This window comes from Aerococcus kribbianus (assembly GCF_026805545.1).
Classification (GTDB): Bacteria; Bacillota; Bacilli; order Lactobacillales; family Aerococcaceae; genus Aerococcus; species Aerococcus kribbianus.
In genome coordinates, this window is the sequence record NZ_JAPRFR010000003.1 from 77,732 (window position 1) to 96,241 (window position 18,510).

Consider the following 18,510-nt stretch of genomic DNA (forward strand, 5'->3'; position numbering starts at 1 on the left):
ACTCGTTTGCTTGTTTTTTAGCTGACACACTGGCGGCATCGTCATCAGTGGCAGTTTGTTCTGCATTGTCATTAGCAGCCTTGTCTTCTGCTTTTGGCTTCTTAAATCCTAAGGTATCTTCATCCATATCACGTAGGTCGATTTCCTTGTCATCGATATCAAGAACTTGCATATCAAGACCTAGTGATTGCAGTTCCTTCATTAAAACTCGGAAGGATTCTGGAACACCTGGACGAGGGATTGGTTCTCCCTTAACAATGGCTTCATAGGTTTGCACCCGGCCAACAACGTCGTCAGATTTATAAGTTAAGATTTCTTGCAAGGTATAGGCCGCACCATAAGCTTCAAGAGCCCAAACCTCCATTTCACCAAAACGTTGTCCCCCAAATTGGGCTTTACCACCCAATGGTTGTTGGGTAACCAATGAATAAGGTCCAGTGGAACGGGCATGCAATTTGTCATCAACCATGTGGGAGAGTTTCAAGTAGTACATCACTCCAACAGATACACGGTTGTCAAAGGCTTCACCCGTCCGACCATCATACAAGATAGTTTTGGCATCTTCAGCCATACCAGCTTCTTTGATTGTGGCCCAAACATCTTCTTCGTTGGCGCCATCGAATACTGGCGTAGCGACGTGGATACCCATGCTACGGGCAGCCATACCCAAGTGCAATTCAAGCACTTGTCCAATATTCATCCGAGATGGTACCCCTAATGGGTTCAACATGATGTCAACTGGTGTGCCGTCAGGTAAGTAAGGCATATCTTCTTGCGGTAAAATCCGAGATACGACCCCTTTGTTACCGTGACGACCAGCCATCTTGTCACCGACTTGGATTTTACGTTTTTGGATGATATATACCCGGACTAACATGGAAACACCTGGTGATAATTCATCGCCATTTTCGCGTAAGAAGACCTTAACATCAGAAACGATACCATCTCCACCATGAGGAACGCGTAAGGAAGTATCCCGTACTTCACGTGCCTTTTCACCAAAGATAGCATGTAAAAGATGTTCTTCAGCGGTCAATTCAGTGACCCCTTTTGGTGTCACCTTACCAACTAAAATGTCGCCGTCTTTAACTTCAGCACCAACACGGATAATGCCGCGTTCGTCTAAGTTCTTCAAAGCGTCTTCCCCAACATTAGGGATTTCACGAGTAATTTCTTCTGGTCCTAGCTTCGTATCACGAGCTTCAGATTCTAATTCATCGATATGAATAGAAGTATACACATCGTCCTTCACTAAACGTTCAGACATGATAACCGCATCCTCGTAGTTATAACCATCCCAAGTCATGAAGGCAATCAATGGGTTATTACCAAGAGCCATTTCCCCTTGATCCATTGAAGGGCCATCAGCCAAGATATCACCGGCATCAATTTGGTCCCCGACATAAACAATTGGTGTTTGGTTATAAGAAGAGCTAGCATTAGAACGATGGTATTTCAAGAGGTCGTATTTGTCTAAGGTGCCGTCTTCACGACGAACACGGATTTCACGGCCATCCACGTACTCGATCACACCGCTATAGCGAGCAACCACGGCTGCTCCTGAGTCATGGGCATTGATATATTCCATACCAGTACCCACTAAAGGTGCTTGTGGTTTCAACAATGGAACAGCTTGCCGCTGCATGTTAGCTCCCATCAAGGCCCGGTTAGAGTCATCATTTTCCAAGAATGGAATAGATGCTGTCGCCACTGATACTACCTGTTTTGGAGAAACGTCCATGTAGTCCACACGTTCAGGAGAAACTTCGATATTCTCTTCAACGTAACGGGCCATAACCACTTCTTCAGCAAAGGAACCATCATCATTTAACTCAGAGTTCCCTTGGGCAATAACAAATTCATCTTCTTCATCAGCAGTAAGGTAATCAATCTTATCTGTTACCTTATGTGTCTTCCAGTCTACCCGACGATAAGGGGTTTCAATAAAACCAAATTTATTGATTTTTGCATAAGAAGACAAGCTATTAATCAAACCGATGTTAGGTCCTTCAGGCGTTTCGATTGGACACATCCGACCATAGTGAGAGTAGTGAACGTCACGTACTTCAACCCCGGCCCGGTCACGAGTTAAACCACCAGGTCCTAAGGCAGATAGACGCCGTTTATGAGCTAACTCACCTAGCGGATTCGTTTGATCCATGAATTGTGATAATTGAGAAGAACCAAAGAATTCTTTAATTGCCGCTACAACAGGTCGAATATTAATCAGTTGTTGTGGGGTTACCTTGTCAACATCTTGGATTGACATCCGTTCACGTACCACCCGTTCCATCCGAGAAAGGCCGATACGGAATTGGTTTTGTAATAACTCACCGACAGAACGGATACGACGGTTACCTAAGTGGTCGATGTCGTCAGTCTTGCCTAGGCCTTCATATAAGTTCAAGAAGTAGTTAAGTGAAGCAATAACATCAGCAACTTGTAATGATTTTAGTTTTTCATCGGTAATCGCATTACCAATCACATGAATGACACGTTCTGGGTCTTTTGGTGAATATACCTTAACTATTTGCAAATCAAAGGCATCAGGAATAACCGCATCATCATCAGGATGAACAGTCACTGTATTCAAGCCATTAGCAAGGGGTTCTGCCAATTCTTCCATGACTTCACGAGTTAATTGAGTGCCTTTAGCAGCTAAAATTTCTCCAGTTTCAGGATCAACCAAGTTTTCAGCTAAAGTTTGATTGTAAAGACGAGTACGTAAATCAAGTTTTTTATTGATCTTGTAACGTCCCACATAAGCCAAGTCATAACGACGTGGATCAAAGAAACGTGTGTTCAATAAATTACGAGAAGAGTCTGCTGTCTTAGGCTCACCAGGACGTAAGCGTTCATAGATTTCTTTTAGGGCCTCTTCAGTCCGAGAATCAGAGAGATCATTATGAGTATCCTTCTCCATAGTGAGTTCTAATGTCTCGCTCTCACCAAAGAGTTCACGAATTTCGTCATCGGAACCGAAACCTAAAGCACGCATTAAAACAGTCATAGGAATTTTACGTGTCCGGTCAATACGAACGTGGGATACCTGTTTGGCATCAGTTTCCATTTCCAACCATGCTCCACGGTTAGGGATAATGGTTGAAGCAAAGGATTCACGCCCATTTTTATCCACATGATCATGGAAATAAACACCAGGTGACCGTACCAATTGTGAAACGATTACCCGTTCTGCACCGTTGATAATGAAAGTCCCAGAATCAGTCATTAATGGGAAATCACCAAAGAAAACTTCTTGGTCCTTGATTTCACCAGATTCCTTGTTCACCAAACGTAATTTGGCATAAATTGGTGCAGAATAGTTAGTATCTTGTGCCCGTGATTCAGAAATATTATATTTTGGCTCTTTGAAGGTATAGTCAATCAACTCAAGAGCCAATTTCCCTTGATGGTCTTCAATTGGGGAAATGTCTTCAAACATTTCCTTCATACCCTCTTCTAAGAACCATTTATAAGATTCCGTTTGAATCTCAATTAAATTTGGCAATTCGAGGACTTCATTAATCCGTGAGTAACTCCGACGTACACGATGCTTACCATAGTTGACATTATGTCCAAGCATAACTAGCCACCTCTCTGAATTTTTTGCAAAGATTAGAATTTGGTTAAAATTAGGTAAAAATTTGATTAAATCGGCAATTTTACCCTAATTTTAGGCAAAAAAAAGACAAAAGAACCGACAAAACCTGTCATTTTTCTTTTGTATTCCCATAAAAGCGAGCCGGACAATATTTCGGCGCCTTTATATTCCAATAATTTGTATCATTTACAATTATACGCCCTTTAATCCATCAAGTCAATACCTTTTTTTCAATAAATCCCAAAGATTGGCAAACAAAAGAGGCTGGGATAAAATCCCAACCTCTGTGTAATATACGACTATTTATTAGTTTTATTCAGCTAACCATTGATCAACCTTGTCACGGTTGTTGTCAATCCAATCACGTGCAGCTTGAGAAGGATCTTTACCCTCATGGACATCAGCCATAACCGTTTCCATATCTTCTAGTTCCCAAGCAAATTGATCTAAGATTTGGTAAGCACGTGGTGAGTCTTCTTGTAAACCTTCACGTACCATGGTGTTGATTGTTTCACCATCACCATAAACACCCTTAGTATCTTCTAAGTATTTCAAGTCATAAACTTGGAATTTCCAGTGTGGAGACCATGCAGTTACGACGATTTCATCTTCATTTTGAATGGCTTGGCCGAGTGCCGTTGCCATGGCACCAGATGAAGACGTTTCGACAGTCCAATCAGATAGGTTGTCATAAGTATCTACCGCTTCTTCTGTCGCAGCCACAACACCAGCACCAGGTTCGATACCTGTAATGGTTTGCCCAGCTTCATCTGTTAAGTCTTCGATAGAATTAACGTCTTCCATATAAGTTGGCACAGCCATACCAGTAATGGCACCTTCCAAGTTAGGACCAAGATTTTCCATTTGGTCACCATATTGGTCAAATTGTTCACCGTGAGTTTGTGGCAACCAAGCACCAACCATTCCATCGGCTTCACCATTAGCCACAGCAGACCACATAATGGCGTTATCTAATGGCACGATGTTTACATTAAAACCTTCTTCTTTTAAGACTTCAGCGATCACGTTGGTGGAAGCAACTTCTGTGTCCCACTCAACATAAGATAGGGTGATCGTCTCACCGGCACCAGAGCCGGAATTTCCTAAGCTACTTTGAAAGGCATCTTCAGACCCGAAAGTCAATACTAGGCCAAAGATGGCAATAATCCCTAAAACAACTTTCTTAAACAAAATGACTCCCCCCTCTAATTAATGTTTTTTGTCACGTGCTAATGCTTGTGTCAAGCGGTCGATAACGATCGCTAAGACCACAATACCTAAACCAGAAACAAAACCAGTTCCGACTTGCGCTCTTTGAAGAGATGATAATACTTGTCGACCTAAACCAGGCGCACCGATCATGGAGCCAATTACAACCATAGATAAGGCTAACATTGTTGTTTGGTTGATACCAGCCATAATCGTTGATTTCGCTAACGGTAATTCAACCTTGAATAATTTTTGGCTAGCAGTAGAACCGAATGAGTCTGCTGCTTCAATTAATTCTGTCGAAATTTGACGGATTCCTAGGTCAGTGAACCGTACTGTTGGTGGTAGTGAGAAAATTACTGAGGCGAACACCCCTGGCACTACCCCAATACCGAAGAAAGCAACAGCAGGAATCAAATACACGAAGGCAGGCATGGTCTGCATGAAGTCCAATATTGGCTTCAAAATGGCATTGGCTGTTTCACTTTTAGCAGACAAGATCCCTAGAGGTATTCCTAGGATTACTGACACTAAACTAGAAACGAAGATCAAAGAAATAGTATTTAACATTTCCATCCATAGCCCTTGGTTTAATACATAACCAAAACCAACTAGAACAAAAACTGGTAGGCCCCATTTCTTCTCTGAAGCAAAATAGGCTAAAACTGCTACCAAGACGATAAATAAGGCTGGCGGAATAATAGAAAGAACACCAGTCATTCCATTAATTAGATATTGTCCAATCACTTGCAAGACATCAAACAAACCAGCAAAAACTTGGGTAATCCAAGCAGTCGCATCTTCTACCCAATTAGCGACTGGAAATTGTGGAATTGCAGCTAAGTAATTAATCATTGTTGTCCCCCTCACTTACTAAACTATTGACAAGCATCTTAGGACTTACCATACCACGTAGGTGGTTGTCTTGATCAACAACTGACACGGGCATGAAGGCATCATTGATAATATCAAAAATATCATTGATGGTTGTATCCAGTTGAACAACTGGCATATCAGTCCGTAAAATTTCATCAATGTTAATGCGTTCCGTTTGATCATGTTGTTGGATAAGACGAATGGCATCAACTTCACGCACATAACCTTGCAATTCATGTTGACTGTTTGTCACCATAATGAAGGAGTAATCTTCTTGTTGCATACGGCGTAAGGCCATACGTGCCCCTTCTTTGTCAGAGTTAAGGACGACAGCTGGACGGGTCATGGCGTGTTCAGCTGTTAATACCTTAGACCGGTCAACATTTTCAACGAAGCGTTCGACATAACCATTAGCAGGGTTTTGTAAGATTTCTTCACCCGTACCGATTTGAACGACTTCCCCATCCTTCATTAAGGCAATCCGATCACCAATACGTAAGGCTTCATCTAAGTCATGAGTAATGAAGACAATCGTCTTGTTCATTTTTTCTTGCATTTCTACTAATTCATCTTGCATATCACGACGAATTAAGGGGTCAAGCGCTGAGAATGCTTCGTCCATTAGAATAATCTCAGCATCATTCGCTAAGGCCCGAGCAAGACCAACCCGTTGTTGCATACCACCAGATAATTGGTCTGGGTATTGGTCAGAATAGGCGCCTAAACCAGCGTTATCTAGCGCTTTTTGGGCTGCTTTTTTCCGTTTATCCTTGTCAACACCCTTGATTTCTAAACCATATTCAGTATTTTCTAGAATGGTTTTATGTGGGAAAAGGCCAAAGTTTTGGAAAACCATGTTGACCTTGTTTCGACGCAATTCTTGCAATTCTTCACTAGATGCATGGGTAACATCTTGATCATCAACATAAACAGTACCTAGTGTTGGTTGAATCAAACGGTTTAGCATCCGTAACATAGTTGATTTCCCTGAACCAGATAAACCCATAACAACGAATGTTTCGCCTTCCTTGATATCAAGATTGGCGTTATTTACCCCAACAGTTGCACCCGTTGCTTTAACAATTTCTTCTTTTGACTTACCATTTGCTAACATATCTTTAGCTTTTTCAATAGCTTGGCGGCTACCGAAAATCTTAGATAAGTTTTCAATCTTTATTGAAGCCATACTTTCCTCCTCTTAGTGTGTTCGTTTTTTTGCATCTATTCTAGATTAACAAAATATGAACTCTTAACCAAGGTAAAATGGTCAATTCACAAATACAAAAACTTTTTCTGAATTGTCAGACATATGTGCTATGCTGATGAAAACAGCAATGAAAACGTTTATTGGGGGAAAGATAGGGATACAAGGATTGTATATCGGCCTAGTTAATCACGCCTAGAACAAAGTATTTACAGGCAACGGTTAATTCAATCTTGTTTATAACTTTGTAATATCCAATAGCCCTTTTTACGGTCAAGTTCAGTCACATTGCCATACAGCTCTGCCATCTTTTTCTTAGCTGAAGGAGCCCCCTGTTTCTTTTGAATCACAATAGTAAGTCTACCTCCTAATTTAAGGTGGTCTTTAGCGCCACTAATAATCCCATGAACAACTTCTTTTCCGGCTCGGATTGGTGGATTCGATAAGACATGGTCATAATCTTTTTTCTTGACCTCAGAATACACATCAGAGAAAAAAATCGCTGTATTAGTGATTTGGTTGGCTTGGGCATTGTTTTCTGCCAAAGCCAAAGCTCGTTGACTAACATCTACCATATCAATCTGGGCCTTAGGATAAGCGATCGCTAAAGCTAGACCCATCGCCCCATAACCACAACCTAAATCAAGCAGCTGGTCGAAGTCATCTGCCGTATTATTTAAAAAAGTTTCTAATAAGGTACGCGAGCCAAAATCAACATTATCTCGCGAAAAAACGCCCGCATCAGTTTTTAAATGTAGGGTCTGTCCTTGCCAGTTAAAGTCAATAATTTTGTAATCATGATCTAAGTCTTGGTTGTCTTCAAAATATTGGTGGGCCATGCCCTCAACTCCTCATTCTTAATCGTTGGCTTAAGTGTAGCAAAAGGGCTAAGTTCTTGACAAGCGCGAATAATAAGCAAAAAAGAGCCCTAGCAAAACTACTTTTGCTAGGACTCTCTATGAAATAATTATGGTTGATTATTTTAATTCTGCAGAACCGCCAGCTTCTTCGATAGCGGCAACCAATGCTTCTGCGTCTTCTTTTGGCATAGCTTCTTTAACAACAGCAGGAGCGCCGTCTACTAAAGCTTTTGCTTCTTTAAGGCCTAAACCAGTTGCTTCACGAACTGCTTTGATAACTTTGATCTTAGCAGATCCAGCACCAGTTAATTCAACGTCGAATTCAGTTTTTTCTTCAGCAGCTTCACCAGCACCACCAGCAGCAGCTACAGGAGCAGCAGCAGAAACGCCGAATTCTTCTTCGATAGCAGAAACAAGGTCAGATAATTCAATGATTGTTGATTCTTTTAAATCAGCAATAATTTGTTCAATATTTAAAGCCATTTTAATTCCTCCATTTTTAAGGTTATTTTTTAAGATGCAAGTTGGGATAAGTTAATATGATTATGCTGCGTCGTCTTCTTTGGCGTCGGCCACTGCTTTGACGGCGTATGCCACATTGCGGACTGGCGCTTGAAGAACTGACAATAGCATAGATAGTAAACCTTCGCGGTTTGGTAGACTTGCGATTTTGTGGATTTCTTCCTTAGTAAGAATTTCTCCGTTAAGCATACCACCTTTAAGTTCAATCGCTTCAGCTTCTTTAGCGAATTTAGCGATAATACGTGCAGGTGCTACGGCGTCTTCGCTACCAAATGCGACAGCAGTTGGGCCTTGGAATACCTCTTCGTGGTAATCCATGTCTAAACTATCAAAAGCGCGACGCATGATAGTGTTTTTAATTACCTTGTATTCAACGCCAGCTTCACGCAATTCTTTACGTAGGTTAGTCACTTCTTCTACAGTTAAACCTAAGTAGTCGATAACGACAACAGAAGATGCGTTTTGAATCTTTTCTACGACCGCTTGGACTTCTTCTTGTTTTTTAGCAATTGCTGCTTCACTCATTAAATTTCACCTCCAGAGATTAGTTAGAGTTTTCTATAAAAATAAAAAACTCTATGTCACTGAAGACATAGAGGATGTAGACCCACTACTCATAGTAGGGGTAACGTGATCTTCCTCGGTTGGAAATTAAGGCTTTTGCCACCAACTGTCTTCGGTAAGCTATTGATTTTTCATCAACCTAGGCCATTTTAGCAAACCTAAATGGCCTAGTCAAGACTTTTTTATAGGGAAGTTTGGTCTAATTTGATACCAGGTCCCATAGTTGAAGACACGGTAACATTTTGGATATAAGTTCCCTTAGCAGCAGCTGGTTTTTCACGTAATACCATTTCATGAACAGCTTTCAAGTTTTCTGCTAATTGGTCAGCAGAGAATGATACACGTCCGATTGGTAAGTGAAGGTTACCTGCTGAGTCAGCACGGTAAGCCACTTGTCCAGCTTTGATGTCAGAAACAGCTTTGTTTACATCTTGTGTTACTGTTCCTGTTTTAGGGTTAGGCATTAAGCCTTTAGGTCCTAAGACACGACCTAAACGACCAATTTGACCCATCATATCTGGAGTTGCCACGATTACATCAAAGTCAAACCAACCACCGTTGATTTTTTCGATGTATTCATCGTCACCAACATAGTCTGCGCCAGCATCTTTGGCTTCTTGGGCTTTGTCCCCTTTAGCAAATACTAAAACGCGTTGTGTTTTACCAGTACCGTTTGGTAATACCATGGCACCACGAATTTGTTGGTCATTCTTCTTAGTGTCGATATTTAAGCGATAAGCCACTTCAATAGAAGCGTCAAATTTCGCATAGTCGACTTCTTTCAATAATTCTAAAGCTTCAACTGCTTCATATTTTTTGGTTTTATCAATTTTTTCTGAAGCAATTTTTTGGTTTTTAGTTAATTTTGCCACTTTCATTCCTCCTATTGTGGTTTTAACGGATGATCCTCCCACTCATAATGCGACTAACAGCATTATGGCGTACTATTAAATGTGTTAGGTTAACAATTAGCCTTCAACAGTGAATCCCATTGAACGAGCAGTACCTTCCACCATACGCATAGCAGCTTCTACGTCTGCTGCGTTTAAGTCTTCCATTTTTGTTTCTGCAATTTCCCGTACTTGGTCACGAGTTACAGATGCTACCTTATTTTTGTTAGGTTCACCAGAACCTTTTTCTTGGCCAGCAGCTTTCTTAAGTAATACGGCTGCAGGTGGTGTTTTAGTAACAAAAGTAAATGAACGGTCTTCATAAACTGAGATAACAACTGGAATAATTAAACCAGCTTGGTCTTGTGTTTGAGCATTGAATTCTTTACAGAATCCCATGATGTTAACACCAGCTTGTCCCAAGGCAGGACCTACTGGAGGAGCTGGACTTGCTTTACCAGCTTCAATTTGTAATTTTACAACTGTTTCTACTTTTTTAGCCACGAAACATTCCTCCTTAGTTTTTGTTCGTGATGTGGTTTTATTGGAGTTGATAGATTTCTCCTCCCACACATGTGTACACAAGGCACACATCAAAATATTATAGCACAAAAGTCTCCGGAGTCAAGTAATAATTTTATTTTGCTCCTTAAAGACCGATTTTTTGACTGACGAATTATTTGCCAGACCATTTGGAAAGGGCTTTCCTTGCCGCCCTAAAAGGCGCTTAGATTTACATTACATCGCTTATTTGATAGAATTATCCTATTCTAATATTCAGAAAGAGGGATAGAAAAATGTCTGAACCAATTCGGAAAACCTATGAAGAACAATTAAAAACACTCGATGAAATGTTTGTTAAATTAGGTCGTGCCTCTGCAGAAGCTTTCAGCCAAGCCATCGCTGCGGTTGAAAACAACGATTCTCAACTTGCTAAAACCGTCATTGAAAATGACCGAACTATCAATACTATGGAAGTCGATATCGAAACTTATGCGGTACGATTAATCTCCTTGCAACAACCTATCGGAGTTGACCTACGTAAAATTGTCTCCATCCTAAAATCATCTTCGGACTTAGAACGGATTGCTGACCATGCCGTATCTATCGCTAAAAGCGTTCGTCGTGAAGACGAATTAAACTTAAAACCGCTAGCAAACGGCCTTACCGCTATGAGCGGGCAAGCCCATAGCATGGTAATTGATGCCATTGATGCTTTTGTTACCAACGATACAGACAAGGCCCAAACAATTGCGGAACGTGATGAAGAAGTAGACCACGCCTTTAAAACATTATTAAATGATTTAGTGGCTGAAATGGAAAAAAACCAAGCCCTATCTCAAGTCGGCACTTCTTATGTTAGCACCTTATCTAATATCGAACGGATTGGCGACTATGCTACTAATATTTGTGAACGAATCTTATATATCGACAAAGCTGAGTTATTCGAACTCAACAAATAAGATAGAAACCAGAAAGAGGCTGGGACGTTTTGTCCCAGCCTCTTTACTTTATACAAATATCTATCTATTATCGGAGCTCCCGCATTTCATCGCATTCTTTTAGTCGGGCTCTGAAAAGCAGGACTGACATGCGTTTCCCAAAAGTCTTTGATAGCTAGTCGCTATCTTCAGGCTTTTGGTCCAACGATTCCGTCCTACCGCTTTTCATCACACCCTTTAGTCGAGCTCGCAAAAGCAAGCGCTTCGGATATTTGTCCAATAAGCTAAAAGATTTAAGTTCATATCTTTTGCCTATTGGCTCAAATCTCTCGCTCTTACCGCTTTTGCTCACATCCTTTTATTAGAATTTATCTACTTGATCATATTCTACTTCAGCAATCGTTTCGCGGCCAAACATTTCTACAGTTACTTTGAGTTTTTCGTGTTCATCGTCAATAGCTTCTACCTTGCCTTCCATTCCGTTAAAGGCACCATCAACCACCTTAACCATTTCACCTAATTCAAAACTAATGTCCCGTTTTTTAGTTGACATTCCTAAATTACGCAAGATACTGTGCACTTCTTCATCCAATAGGGGTGTCGGTTTTGATCCTTGTCCATGAGAACCTAGGAAACCAGTCACACCTGGGGTATTTCGCACCACAAACCAAGCTTCATCTGACATAATCATTTCAACTAAAACATAACCTGGAAAAGTTTTTACCATATTGACTTTCTTTTTTCCCGTTTTAGTGGTTTCAATATGTTCTTCTTCTGGCACGATAGCTTGAAAAATATAATCTTCCATACCCATAGAAGTAATCCGCATTTCTAAGTTTTCTTTGACCTTATTTTCATAACCAGAATAAGTATGTAAAACATACCATTGTTTTCTTGCTTCTAATTCTGTAACCATTGCAATCCCCTCAATTCTAAATTTTCTGTAAATAAAAAACCTTCCTCTAAATCGGAAAGGTTTCTTGTCATTTTGCACTATTAGTATAGCACAATGGTCAAATGTGACCAAGTAAATAATTAGTTAAAACACGACTAGGCAATAAATAAGTCATAGGTCTTCATTCGCTTTGTCGCTATTTTTATTTTAAATTATAGGCCGATAAACCATTCAAAGGCTAAACTAGCTCCATAGTCAACGATACCTAGAAATAGGGCTACCAAAATAATTGTGCCCAAAACAATCCCCGTATAGCGTAATAGTTCCTTACCTGTCGGCCAGGTCACTAAACGCATTTCATTAAAGACATTCTTGATAAAAGCCAAATCTATCCCTCTTCCGTCTTACTTGGTTTCCTTGTGCAAGGTATGCTCATTACAGTATTTACAATATTTCTTGATTTCTAAGCGTTCTGTGCGGTATTGGGGATTAGCTTTGACAACATAATTCCGTGACCCGCACTTGGAACAGGCTAGAGCAATTTTATTTGTTTTCATTATAAGACTCCTTAAATACCATTCTATACTACTGGGTTAAAAACAAGTTGTCAACACTTATCAGTACAGGAAGATTTTATACTCTCATCATTCAGGCTTCCTTATAGAGTTGTACGCGAAGTTTGGCACGGGAAGCAGCAATTCGCCTTCTCACATTAGAAACAGATAAATCCATTTCACTCGCAATTGACTCTAGCTGATAGCCTTGAAGGAGTAGATTAAAAATACGCTTATCAATAGGCCCTAACTTGGCTGAGAATATGGCGATTTCTTCTCGTATAACCGTATAATGTTCTGGAGTTTCATAGATCTTATGGGCACGTAGACTAACTTGATTATTGATACCATCTTCATTATCAGTAGTGGTTAGTTGCTGGGTGTTATAGTTAGCCTTACGTTTTAAAGTCACCTGTTGGCGCATAATATCAATATAATAATTTCTTAGGACTTTTTTATAGTAAATTCCAAAGGTGATGCCTTGACCAGAATGAAAGCGTTGCGTGCATTTATAGAGGCAGATAATCGCTTCTTGGTAGAAGTCATCATCTTCCAACATTGTCACCGGCACATAGGGCCTTAAGCCTTTAACTAAGGGTAAATACCGACAAAATAAGCTTTTCAACGCTTCTGGATTGCCCCTACACATGCTTTTTATCAGTGCTTCATCCGATAATTGATGGCCAACAAAATATTCTTCTCCCATAGCTTTCCTCCAAACTTAAGTATTGTCCTCTTCATCTGATAAATCACGTAGTAACCCTTGTAAAGTATTTAATTGCCGACGATTCCAAGGAATACGTCGTCTATAGGTCAAGGGGCGATAGTTATCATCACCAGTATGGACAATCTTGGCAGTTTGTTCAACATCACGCCAGAGTTCTTGAGCTGACTTCCTAAGGGCGCCATGTTGGAAAACCATGCGTTGTTCAGCGAGATCGCTAGTTGCTACAGTTACTGTATAAAGAATCCCCACCATAGCATCCATCATTTCCTCGATATAGGAATCGGCTGTTTGTCCTTCTGCGGTGAATATAACCTTTAAATTATAGGCATCATATTGTTGGCTAATTCCAGGAACAAACAAAGCGTCAAATACTACCCAAGTTTCAATGTGATGAAAGCCGGCATAGTTAGATAAACGGGCAAGCAGTAAATCACGTGCTTCTTCTAGTTTATCTTGATTCTTTAATCGCAACAATTCGGGCCAGGAACCAATCATATTATAACCATCTACAATAAGACGCTCTTGTTTCACATGATTCCACCCCCTTTAATGGCCTTGCCGTTTACGAAAGACTTCATACATGACTAGAGCCCCAGCCACACTGGCATTCAAACTCTGAACATGACCGGTCATAGGAATGGTTAATACTCCATCCAAGTGTTTTTTCACTCCGGGGGAAATTCCCTTCCCTTCATTACCAATAACTACTGCCAAGGGGAGGCTAGCATCCATGGTAAATAAGGACTGGCCAGACATATCGGTACCAAAGACCCATACGCCTCTTTGTTTTAATTTATCAATGGTCTGGCTAATATTCACTACACGAGCGACGGGCACATGTTCAATTGCTCCTGTAGATGTTTTCGCTACCGTCTGAGTTAGACCTACCTGCCGACGTTCAGGAATAATAACCCCATGACAACCAATAGCATCTGCTGTTCGTAGCAGTGATCCGAGATTATGGGGATCTTCTAGTCCATCTAAAATTAAGATGAAAGGATCTTCATCTGCTTCTTCGGCCCGAGCAAAGAGGTCGTCAATACCAGCATACTGATAAGCAGCCACAGCAGCCACTACACCCTGGTGATTGCCGCCATTAGTCATGGTGTCTAACTTGGACTTGGGCACTTCAGAGATTAATGTCTTATGTTTTCGTGCCAGTTGTTTAAGCTCTTGAGCATTACGATCTTTTAGATCAGATTGGAGAAACAACTTATTGACGTCACGGTCTCCTTTGAGGACTTCTTTGACACTATGAAGGCCAAAAACAAAATCTTTGTCGTCATTTTGAGTCTTTTCTTTAATATTTTTCTTTTGGTCTCTAGACATGCAAATCCTCCTCTATAATAGCGAGTGCTGACTCACTCAATTCTTGGTAACGTTTCGGTTCATCTCCTAGGTAAAGATAAGCAAACAATGCTTCAAAGCCCGTGGCTAAACGATAATCAGCTATGGAGGCATTTTTAGCACTTGTATGCGATTTGGCATTACGCCCTCGTTTAAAAATTGTCAATTCCTCAGCCTTTAGCCAGTTAGGTCGGTCCAACCACTCTTGCATAATCCGTGCCTGACCAGCAGCCTTGACATAGTGAGTCGCTTGCTGATGGAGCTGGTTGGCTTGCAAACGACTCTTACGCACAAGGTGATCGCGAACAAGGATTTCCCAAACGGCATCCCCTAAGTAAGCTAAGGAGAGAATTGGAATCTGCTGAATGGCTCGCTTATCCATCTACTCACTCCGTTTCCAACGTGTTCCTTGGGCAGTGTCATCTAAAATAATACCTTGGTCACGTAATTGGTCACGAATTTCATCAGCACGAGCAAAATCTTTATTGTTTCTGGCAGTAGTTCGTTCATCAATTAAGGCTTGAACCATGTCATCTAAATTGTCTTCTTGGGCCGTAAAGTCAATCCCAAAAATTGCTAAAAGTTGGCTATAAGTTTTAAGCAAAGCATCTAAAGCACGTTTAGACACCTCTTGGCCTTCAATATAAACATTAATATCCCGCATGAATTGATAGATAACTGTTAATCCATTTGGTGTATTAATATCATCATCCATCACCTCAACAAAATGCTTTTGGTGATTAGCAATCCTACTTAGAATATCTTCATCATTTGCTAAAGTATTCACAGCATCTTGATAGCGATAATTTAAGTTTTGGTAAGTCGTTTTTAGACGATCCAAGTTACTTTTAGCGTCATTAATGTTTTGTTCAGAAAATTTGAGCGGACTCCGGTAATGGGCACTAGCAAGGAAGAAACGGATGACCTCAGGAGAAATTTCTCGGATTAAGTCATGCGCCAAGACAAAGTTCCCCAAGGACTTAGACATCTTTTCCCCATCGTCACCCATGGTAACGAAGCCATTATGTAACCAATAATTAGCGAAAGTTTGCCCTGTCTTGGCTTCAGACTGAGCAATTTCATTCTCATGGTGAGGGAAGGTCAGGTCATGACCCCCGCCATGAATATCGATAGTTGGCCCCAAGTACTTAGTCGCCATCACTGAGCATTCAATGTGCCATCCTGGTCGTCCTTGCCCCCAAGGTGACTCCCAAGCGATCTCTCCAGGCTTGGCTTCTTTCCAAAGGGCAAAGTCAACAGGGTCTTCCTTTAGAGCGTCAGCATCATCGGCCAAACGTTGGCTCGCTCCTTGACGGAGGTCATCAATGGATTGGTCGGACAAATCACCATAGTGGTCAAACTTCCGAGCTCGGTAATAAACATCCCCACCCGCTTGGTAGGCGTAATCTTTGTCAATAAGATCAGCTACAAAATCAATAATATCGGTCATATTTTCGACAACTCGCGGATTAGTCGTGGCCCGCATGACATTGAGAGCATCAGTATCTTCATAAAAAGCAGCGATATACTTGTCGGCCACTTCTTGGGGACTTAAGCCTTCTTCATTGGCGCGCTTAATGATTTTATCATCCACATCAGTAAAGTTAGACACATAGTTGACCTCATAACCACGGTATTCAAAATACCGGCGAATAGTATCAAAGGCAACTGTTGACCGGGCATTACCAATATGAATGTAGTTATAAACGGTGGGGCCACATACATACATGGCAATTTTACCGGATTGAATAGGGGTGAATTCTTCTTTTTGGTTGGTTAAGGTATTATATAATTTCATTTATTAACTTCCCTTCTATTTGGCTAATTCTTGTTTTGGTCACCGGCCTCATAGTAGCGCACAATTTGAGCGGGAATTCCCACGACTGTGACATGGGCAGGGACATCTTCTAGAACCAAGGCATGAGCCCCAATTTTACTGCCTTCACCAACTGTCACATTGCCTAAAACTGAAGAATTAGCTGAGACTAAAACACCATTCCCAATATTAGGATGACGTTTTCCTTTATCCTTGCCGGTTCCGCCTAGGGTTGCGCCATGAAACAACATGACGTCATCTCCGACAATAGCTGTTTCACCAATCACCAAGCCCATCCCATGGTCAATAACCACACGACGACCAATTTGTGCACCAGGATGAATTTCAATCCCAGTCAAGAAGCGAGAAAACTTAGCGAAAATTTGAGCAAGTAAAAATAAATTAGCACGGTAGAGTCGGTGGGCCAAACGATGGATAATCAGCGCATGAATCCCTTGGTTAGTGAGCAATAACTCGAGAGTTGAGCTGACAGCAGGATCTTTGTCCTTATAAGCTGCTAAAAGCTCCTTTAATCTTTTTAGCATGATGAGCCTCATTTCTGTATGTAATTGATTCGGCTTACCGTCATTGCTTTTTATTATAATTTATTTCTCGCGTAAACGCACACATTCTAACTCTACGAATGATTTATAATGAATACTTGAGTCAAAATGATTGTAACATATCTTTTCATAATGGTGGGCATTGCCTTGTGATGTTTACACACATTTTACATTAGGAGAAAAATCTTTACAAAATCTATACCTACTTTTTCGGTTTTTTTACGTAGACGAATACGATAGTGAGCTTATCCTCTTCATTGAGTGATTGCTATATCTGTAACTATAGCCTATAATTTTTAAGACGTAAGAATTACAGATGCAATAATAATTCTTCCTATTGCAACCCCAAACGATTATTTATTAAAGGAGTACTTTATGACCCAAAAACTAAGCTTTGCTGGTGATAAAACGTGGATTGTTGTCAATACCCAAGACCTTGACCAAGCAGATGTCCACCAAGAACTAGAAGCAATCGATCAAGAAATTATCGAGTATGCCTTAGACAAAGATGAATACGCTCATATGGATTATAATAAGGAAAGTCACAGCTTGACCCTTATTTTTAATACTATTATTCCTAATCGTAAGGATGACCACTATGAAACCACACCAATCACCCTTATCGCACAAGAAAAGTGTCTAATCACCTTAGTCAATAACAACAACAAGTATTTAGTCCCTATCATGGCCAAGTATATCCGGCAGAACCGCCAAGTAAGCGTCTATACCTTTCTCTTTGCCTGCTTGGAAATCATTTCAGAACAATACTTCCCGATTACCGATAAAATTGATAAGGAAAGAGACCAATTAAACACCAAACTCCGCCAGCAAACCTCTAAGAAAAACTTACTAGCCTTGTCCGACTTGGAAACTGGTAATGTTTACTTACTTTATGCTGCCAATCAAAATGCTTTGTTAATTAACCAGTTGAAAAAACATGCCATTTATCATTATTTGTCTGCTGAAGAAAAAGAACAGCTCGACGATGCACATATCGAAGCCAAGCAACTTTTGTCTATGACCAAGCTTAATTCTGAGATTATGGAACAATTATCCGCTAGTTACAATAATGTGTTGAATAATAATTTAAATGATAACTTAACCAACCTTAACATTATCTCTATTCTCCTAGCAATTATGGCGGTTATTACCGGCTTCTACGGAATGAACGTTGCCTTGCCTTTTATGGATTTACCAAATGCTTGGATATATATCAGTATCTTCGGACTCATTATTTGGACACTCCTCTATTATTATTATAAAAACCGCTTCAAATAGACTTTCAGCATAAATAAATGCTTAACAGAAAAGCAGACCCAACGTAATCCATTCGTTGCGTCTGCTTTTTAAATTGTTATCGAGGCATGACAAAAGTCTTGGCTAACCAGTCGTTATCTGCAGTCTTTTGGTCCATCGATTCCGTCCTAGCGCTTTTTATCA

General features: G+C 40.6%; 17 protein-coding genes, 2 pseudogenes and 1 other annotated feature. Of the genes and pseudogenes, 2 read left to right on the forward strand and 17 right to left on the reverse strand.

Annotation, left to right across the window (positions count from 1 at the left end; genetic code table 11):
* Nucleotides 1–115: 115 nt before the first annotated feature.
* The 8 genes and pseudogenes from rpoB to rplK all read right to left on the reverse strand — a co-directional run.
* A pseudogene (gene rpoB, locus OW157_RS06630) lies at nucleotides 116–3,583 on the reverse strand (DNA-directed RNA polymerase subunit beta); the annotation flags it as partial.
* 330 nt (nucleotides 3,584–3,913) lie between these two features.
* Nucleotides 3,914–5,665 (reverse strand): annotated as a pseudogene (locus tag OW157_RS06635) (ABC transporter permease/substrate binding protein).
* A complete protein-coding gene (locus OW157_RS06640; protein WP_268752560.1) occupies nucleotides 5,658–6,872 on the reverse strand; it encodes a quaternary amine ABC transporter ATP-binding protein in 1,215 nt (404 codons plus the stop codon). The pseudogene OW157_RS06635 and the gene OW157_RS06640 overlap by 8 nt, the downstream one beginning before the upstream one ends.
* A gap of 245 nt (nucleotides 6,873–7,117) precedes the next feature.
* The gene (locus tag OW157_RS06645; RefSeq protein WP_268752561.1) at nucleotides 7,118–7,729 is read right to left on the reverse strand and encodes a class I SAM-dependent methyltransferase; all 612 of its coding nucleotides are present in this window, start codon (nucleotides 7,727–7,729) and stop codon (nucleotides 7,118–7,120) included.
* 138 nt (nucleotides 7,730–7,867) lie between these two features.
* Complete coding sequence (rplL, locus tag OW157_RS06650) at nucleotides 7,868–8,233, reverse strand: 50S ribosomal protein L7/L12 (RefSeq protein WP_268752562.1); 366 nt, start codon at nucleotides 8,231–8,233, stop codon at nucleotides 7,868–7,870.
* A gap of 60 nt (nucleotides 8,234–8,293) precedes the next feature.
* Nucleotides 8,294–8,797, reverse strand: a complete 504-nt coding sequence (rplJ, locus tag OW157_RS06655) for a 50S ribosomal protein L10 (protein ID WP_268752563.1) — start codon at nucleotides 8,795–8,797, stop codon at nucleotides 8,294–8,296.
* Between the two features lie 33 nt (nucleotides 8,798–8,830).
* Nucleotides 8,831–8,970, reverse strand: a sequence feature (ribosomal protein L10 leader region).
* Between the two features lie 48 nt (nucleotides 8,971–9,018).
* A complete protein-coding gene (rplA, locus tag OW157_RS06660; RefSeq protein WP_268752564.1) occupies nucleotides 9,019–9,708 on the reverse strand; it encodes a 50S ribosomal protein L1 in 690 nt (229 codons plus the stop codon).
* A 96-nt stretch (nucleotides 9,709–9,804) separates the two neighbouring features.
* Nucleotides 9,805–10,230 carry a 50S ribosomal protein L11 gene (gene rplK / locus OW157_RS06665; protein ID WP_268752565.1) on the reverse strand — a complete coding sequence of 142 codons (426 nt, stop codon included), beginning with the start codon at nucleotides 10,228–10,230 and terminating at the stop codon, nucleotides 9,805–9,807.
* A 293-nt stretch (nucleotides 10,231–10,523) separates the two neighbouring features.
* On the opposite strand from rplK, the gene phoU reads away from it, so the two are divergent.
* Nucleotides 10,524–11,189, forward strand: a complete 666-nt coding sequence (gene phoU / locus OW157_RS06670) for a phosphate signaling complex protein PhoU (RefSeq protein ID WP_268752566.1) — start codon at nucleotides 10,524–10,526, stop codon at nucleotides 11,187–11,189.
* Between the two features lie 340 nt (nucleotides 11,190–11,529).
* On the opposite strand, the gene nusG is transcribed toward phoU, so the two are convergent.
* The 9 genes from nusG to cysE all read right to left on the reverse strand — a co-directional run bounded on the left by nusG (nucleotide 11,530) and on the right by cysE (nucleotide 17,052).
* Entirely contained in the window at nucleotides 11,530–12,084 is a 555-nt protein-coding gene (gene nusG, locus OW157_RS06675) for a transcription termination/antitermination protein NusG (RefSeq protein ID WP_268752567.1), read from the reverse strand.
* Between the two features lie 191 nt (nucleotides 12,085–12,275).
* Complete coding sequence (secE, locus tag OW157_RS06680) at nucleotides 12,276–12,449, reverse strand: preprotein translocase subunit SecE (protein ID WP_268752568.1); 174 nt, start codon at nucleotides 12,447–12,449, stop codon at nucleotides 12,276–12,278.
* Between the two features lie 18 nt (nucleotides 12,450–12,467).
* On the reverse strand, nucleotides 12,468–12,620 hold the full coding sequence (rpmG, locus tag OW157_RS06685; RefSeq protein ID WP_268752569.1) for a 50S ribosomal protein L33: 153 nt from the start codon (nucleotides 12,618–12,620) through the stop codon (nucleotides 12,468–12,470).
* 91 nt (nucleotides 12,621–12,711) lie between these two features.
* Complete coding sequence (locus tag OW157_RS06690; protein ID WP_268752570.1) at nucleotides 12,712–13,323, reverse strand: RNA polymerase sigma factor; 612 nt, start codon at nucleotides 13,321–13,323, stop codon at nucleotides 12,712–12,714.
* Between the two features lie 15 nt (nucleotides 13,324–13,338).
* Complete coding sequence (locus OW157_RS06695; protein WP_268752571.1) at nucleotides 13,339–13,875, reverse strand: NYN domain-containing protein; 537 nt, start codon at nucleotides 13,873–13,875, stop codon at nucleotides 13,339–13,341.
* Between the two features lie 15 nt (nucleotides 13,876–13,890).
* Nucleotides 13,891–14,673 carry a 23S rRNA (guanosine(2251)-2'-O)-methyltransferase RlmB gene (gene rlmB, locus OW157_RS06700; RefSeq protein WP_268752572.1) on the reverse strand — a complete coding sequence of 261 codons (783 nt, stop codon included), beginning with the start codon at nucleotides 14,671–14,673 and terminating at the stop codon, nucleotides 13,891–13,893.
* Nucleotides 14,666–15,073: a Mini-ribonuclease 3 gene (locus OW157_RS06705; RefSeq protein ID WP_268752573.1), complete on the reverse strand. Its 408-nt coding sequence runs from the start codon at nucleotides 15,071–15,073 to the stop codon at nucleotides 14,666–14,668. Before OW157_RS06705 ends, rlmB begins: the two co-directional genes overlap by 8 nt.
* Entirely contained in the window at nucleotides 15,074–16,489 is a 1,416-nt protein-coding gene (gene cysS / locus OW157_RS06710) for a cysteine--tRNA ligase (RefSeq protein ID WP_268752574.1), read from the reverse strand.
* A gap of 23 nt (nucleotides 16,490–16,512) precedes the next feature.
* A complete protein-coding gene (gene cysE, locus OW157_RS06715; RefSeq protein ID WP_268752575.1) occupies nucleotides 16,513–17,052 on the reverse strand; it encodes a serine O-acetyltransferase in 540 nt (179 codons plus the stop codon).
* Between the two features lie 393 nt (nucleotides 17,053–17,445).
* On the opposite strand from cysE, the gene OW157_RS06720 reads away from it, so the two are divergent.
* Entirely contained in the window at nucleotides 17,446–18,348 is a 903-nt protein-coding gene (locus OW157_RS06720) for a magnesium transporter CorA family protein (protein WP_268752576.1), read from the forward strand.
* The last annotated feature ends 162 nt before the right edge of the window (nucleotides 18,349–18,510 follow it).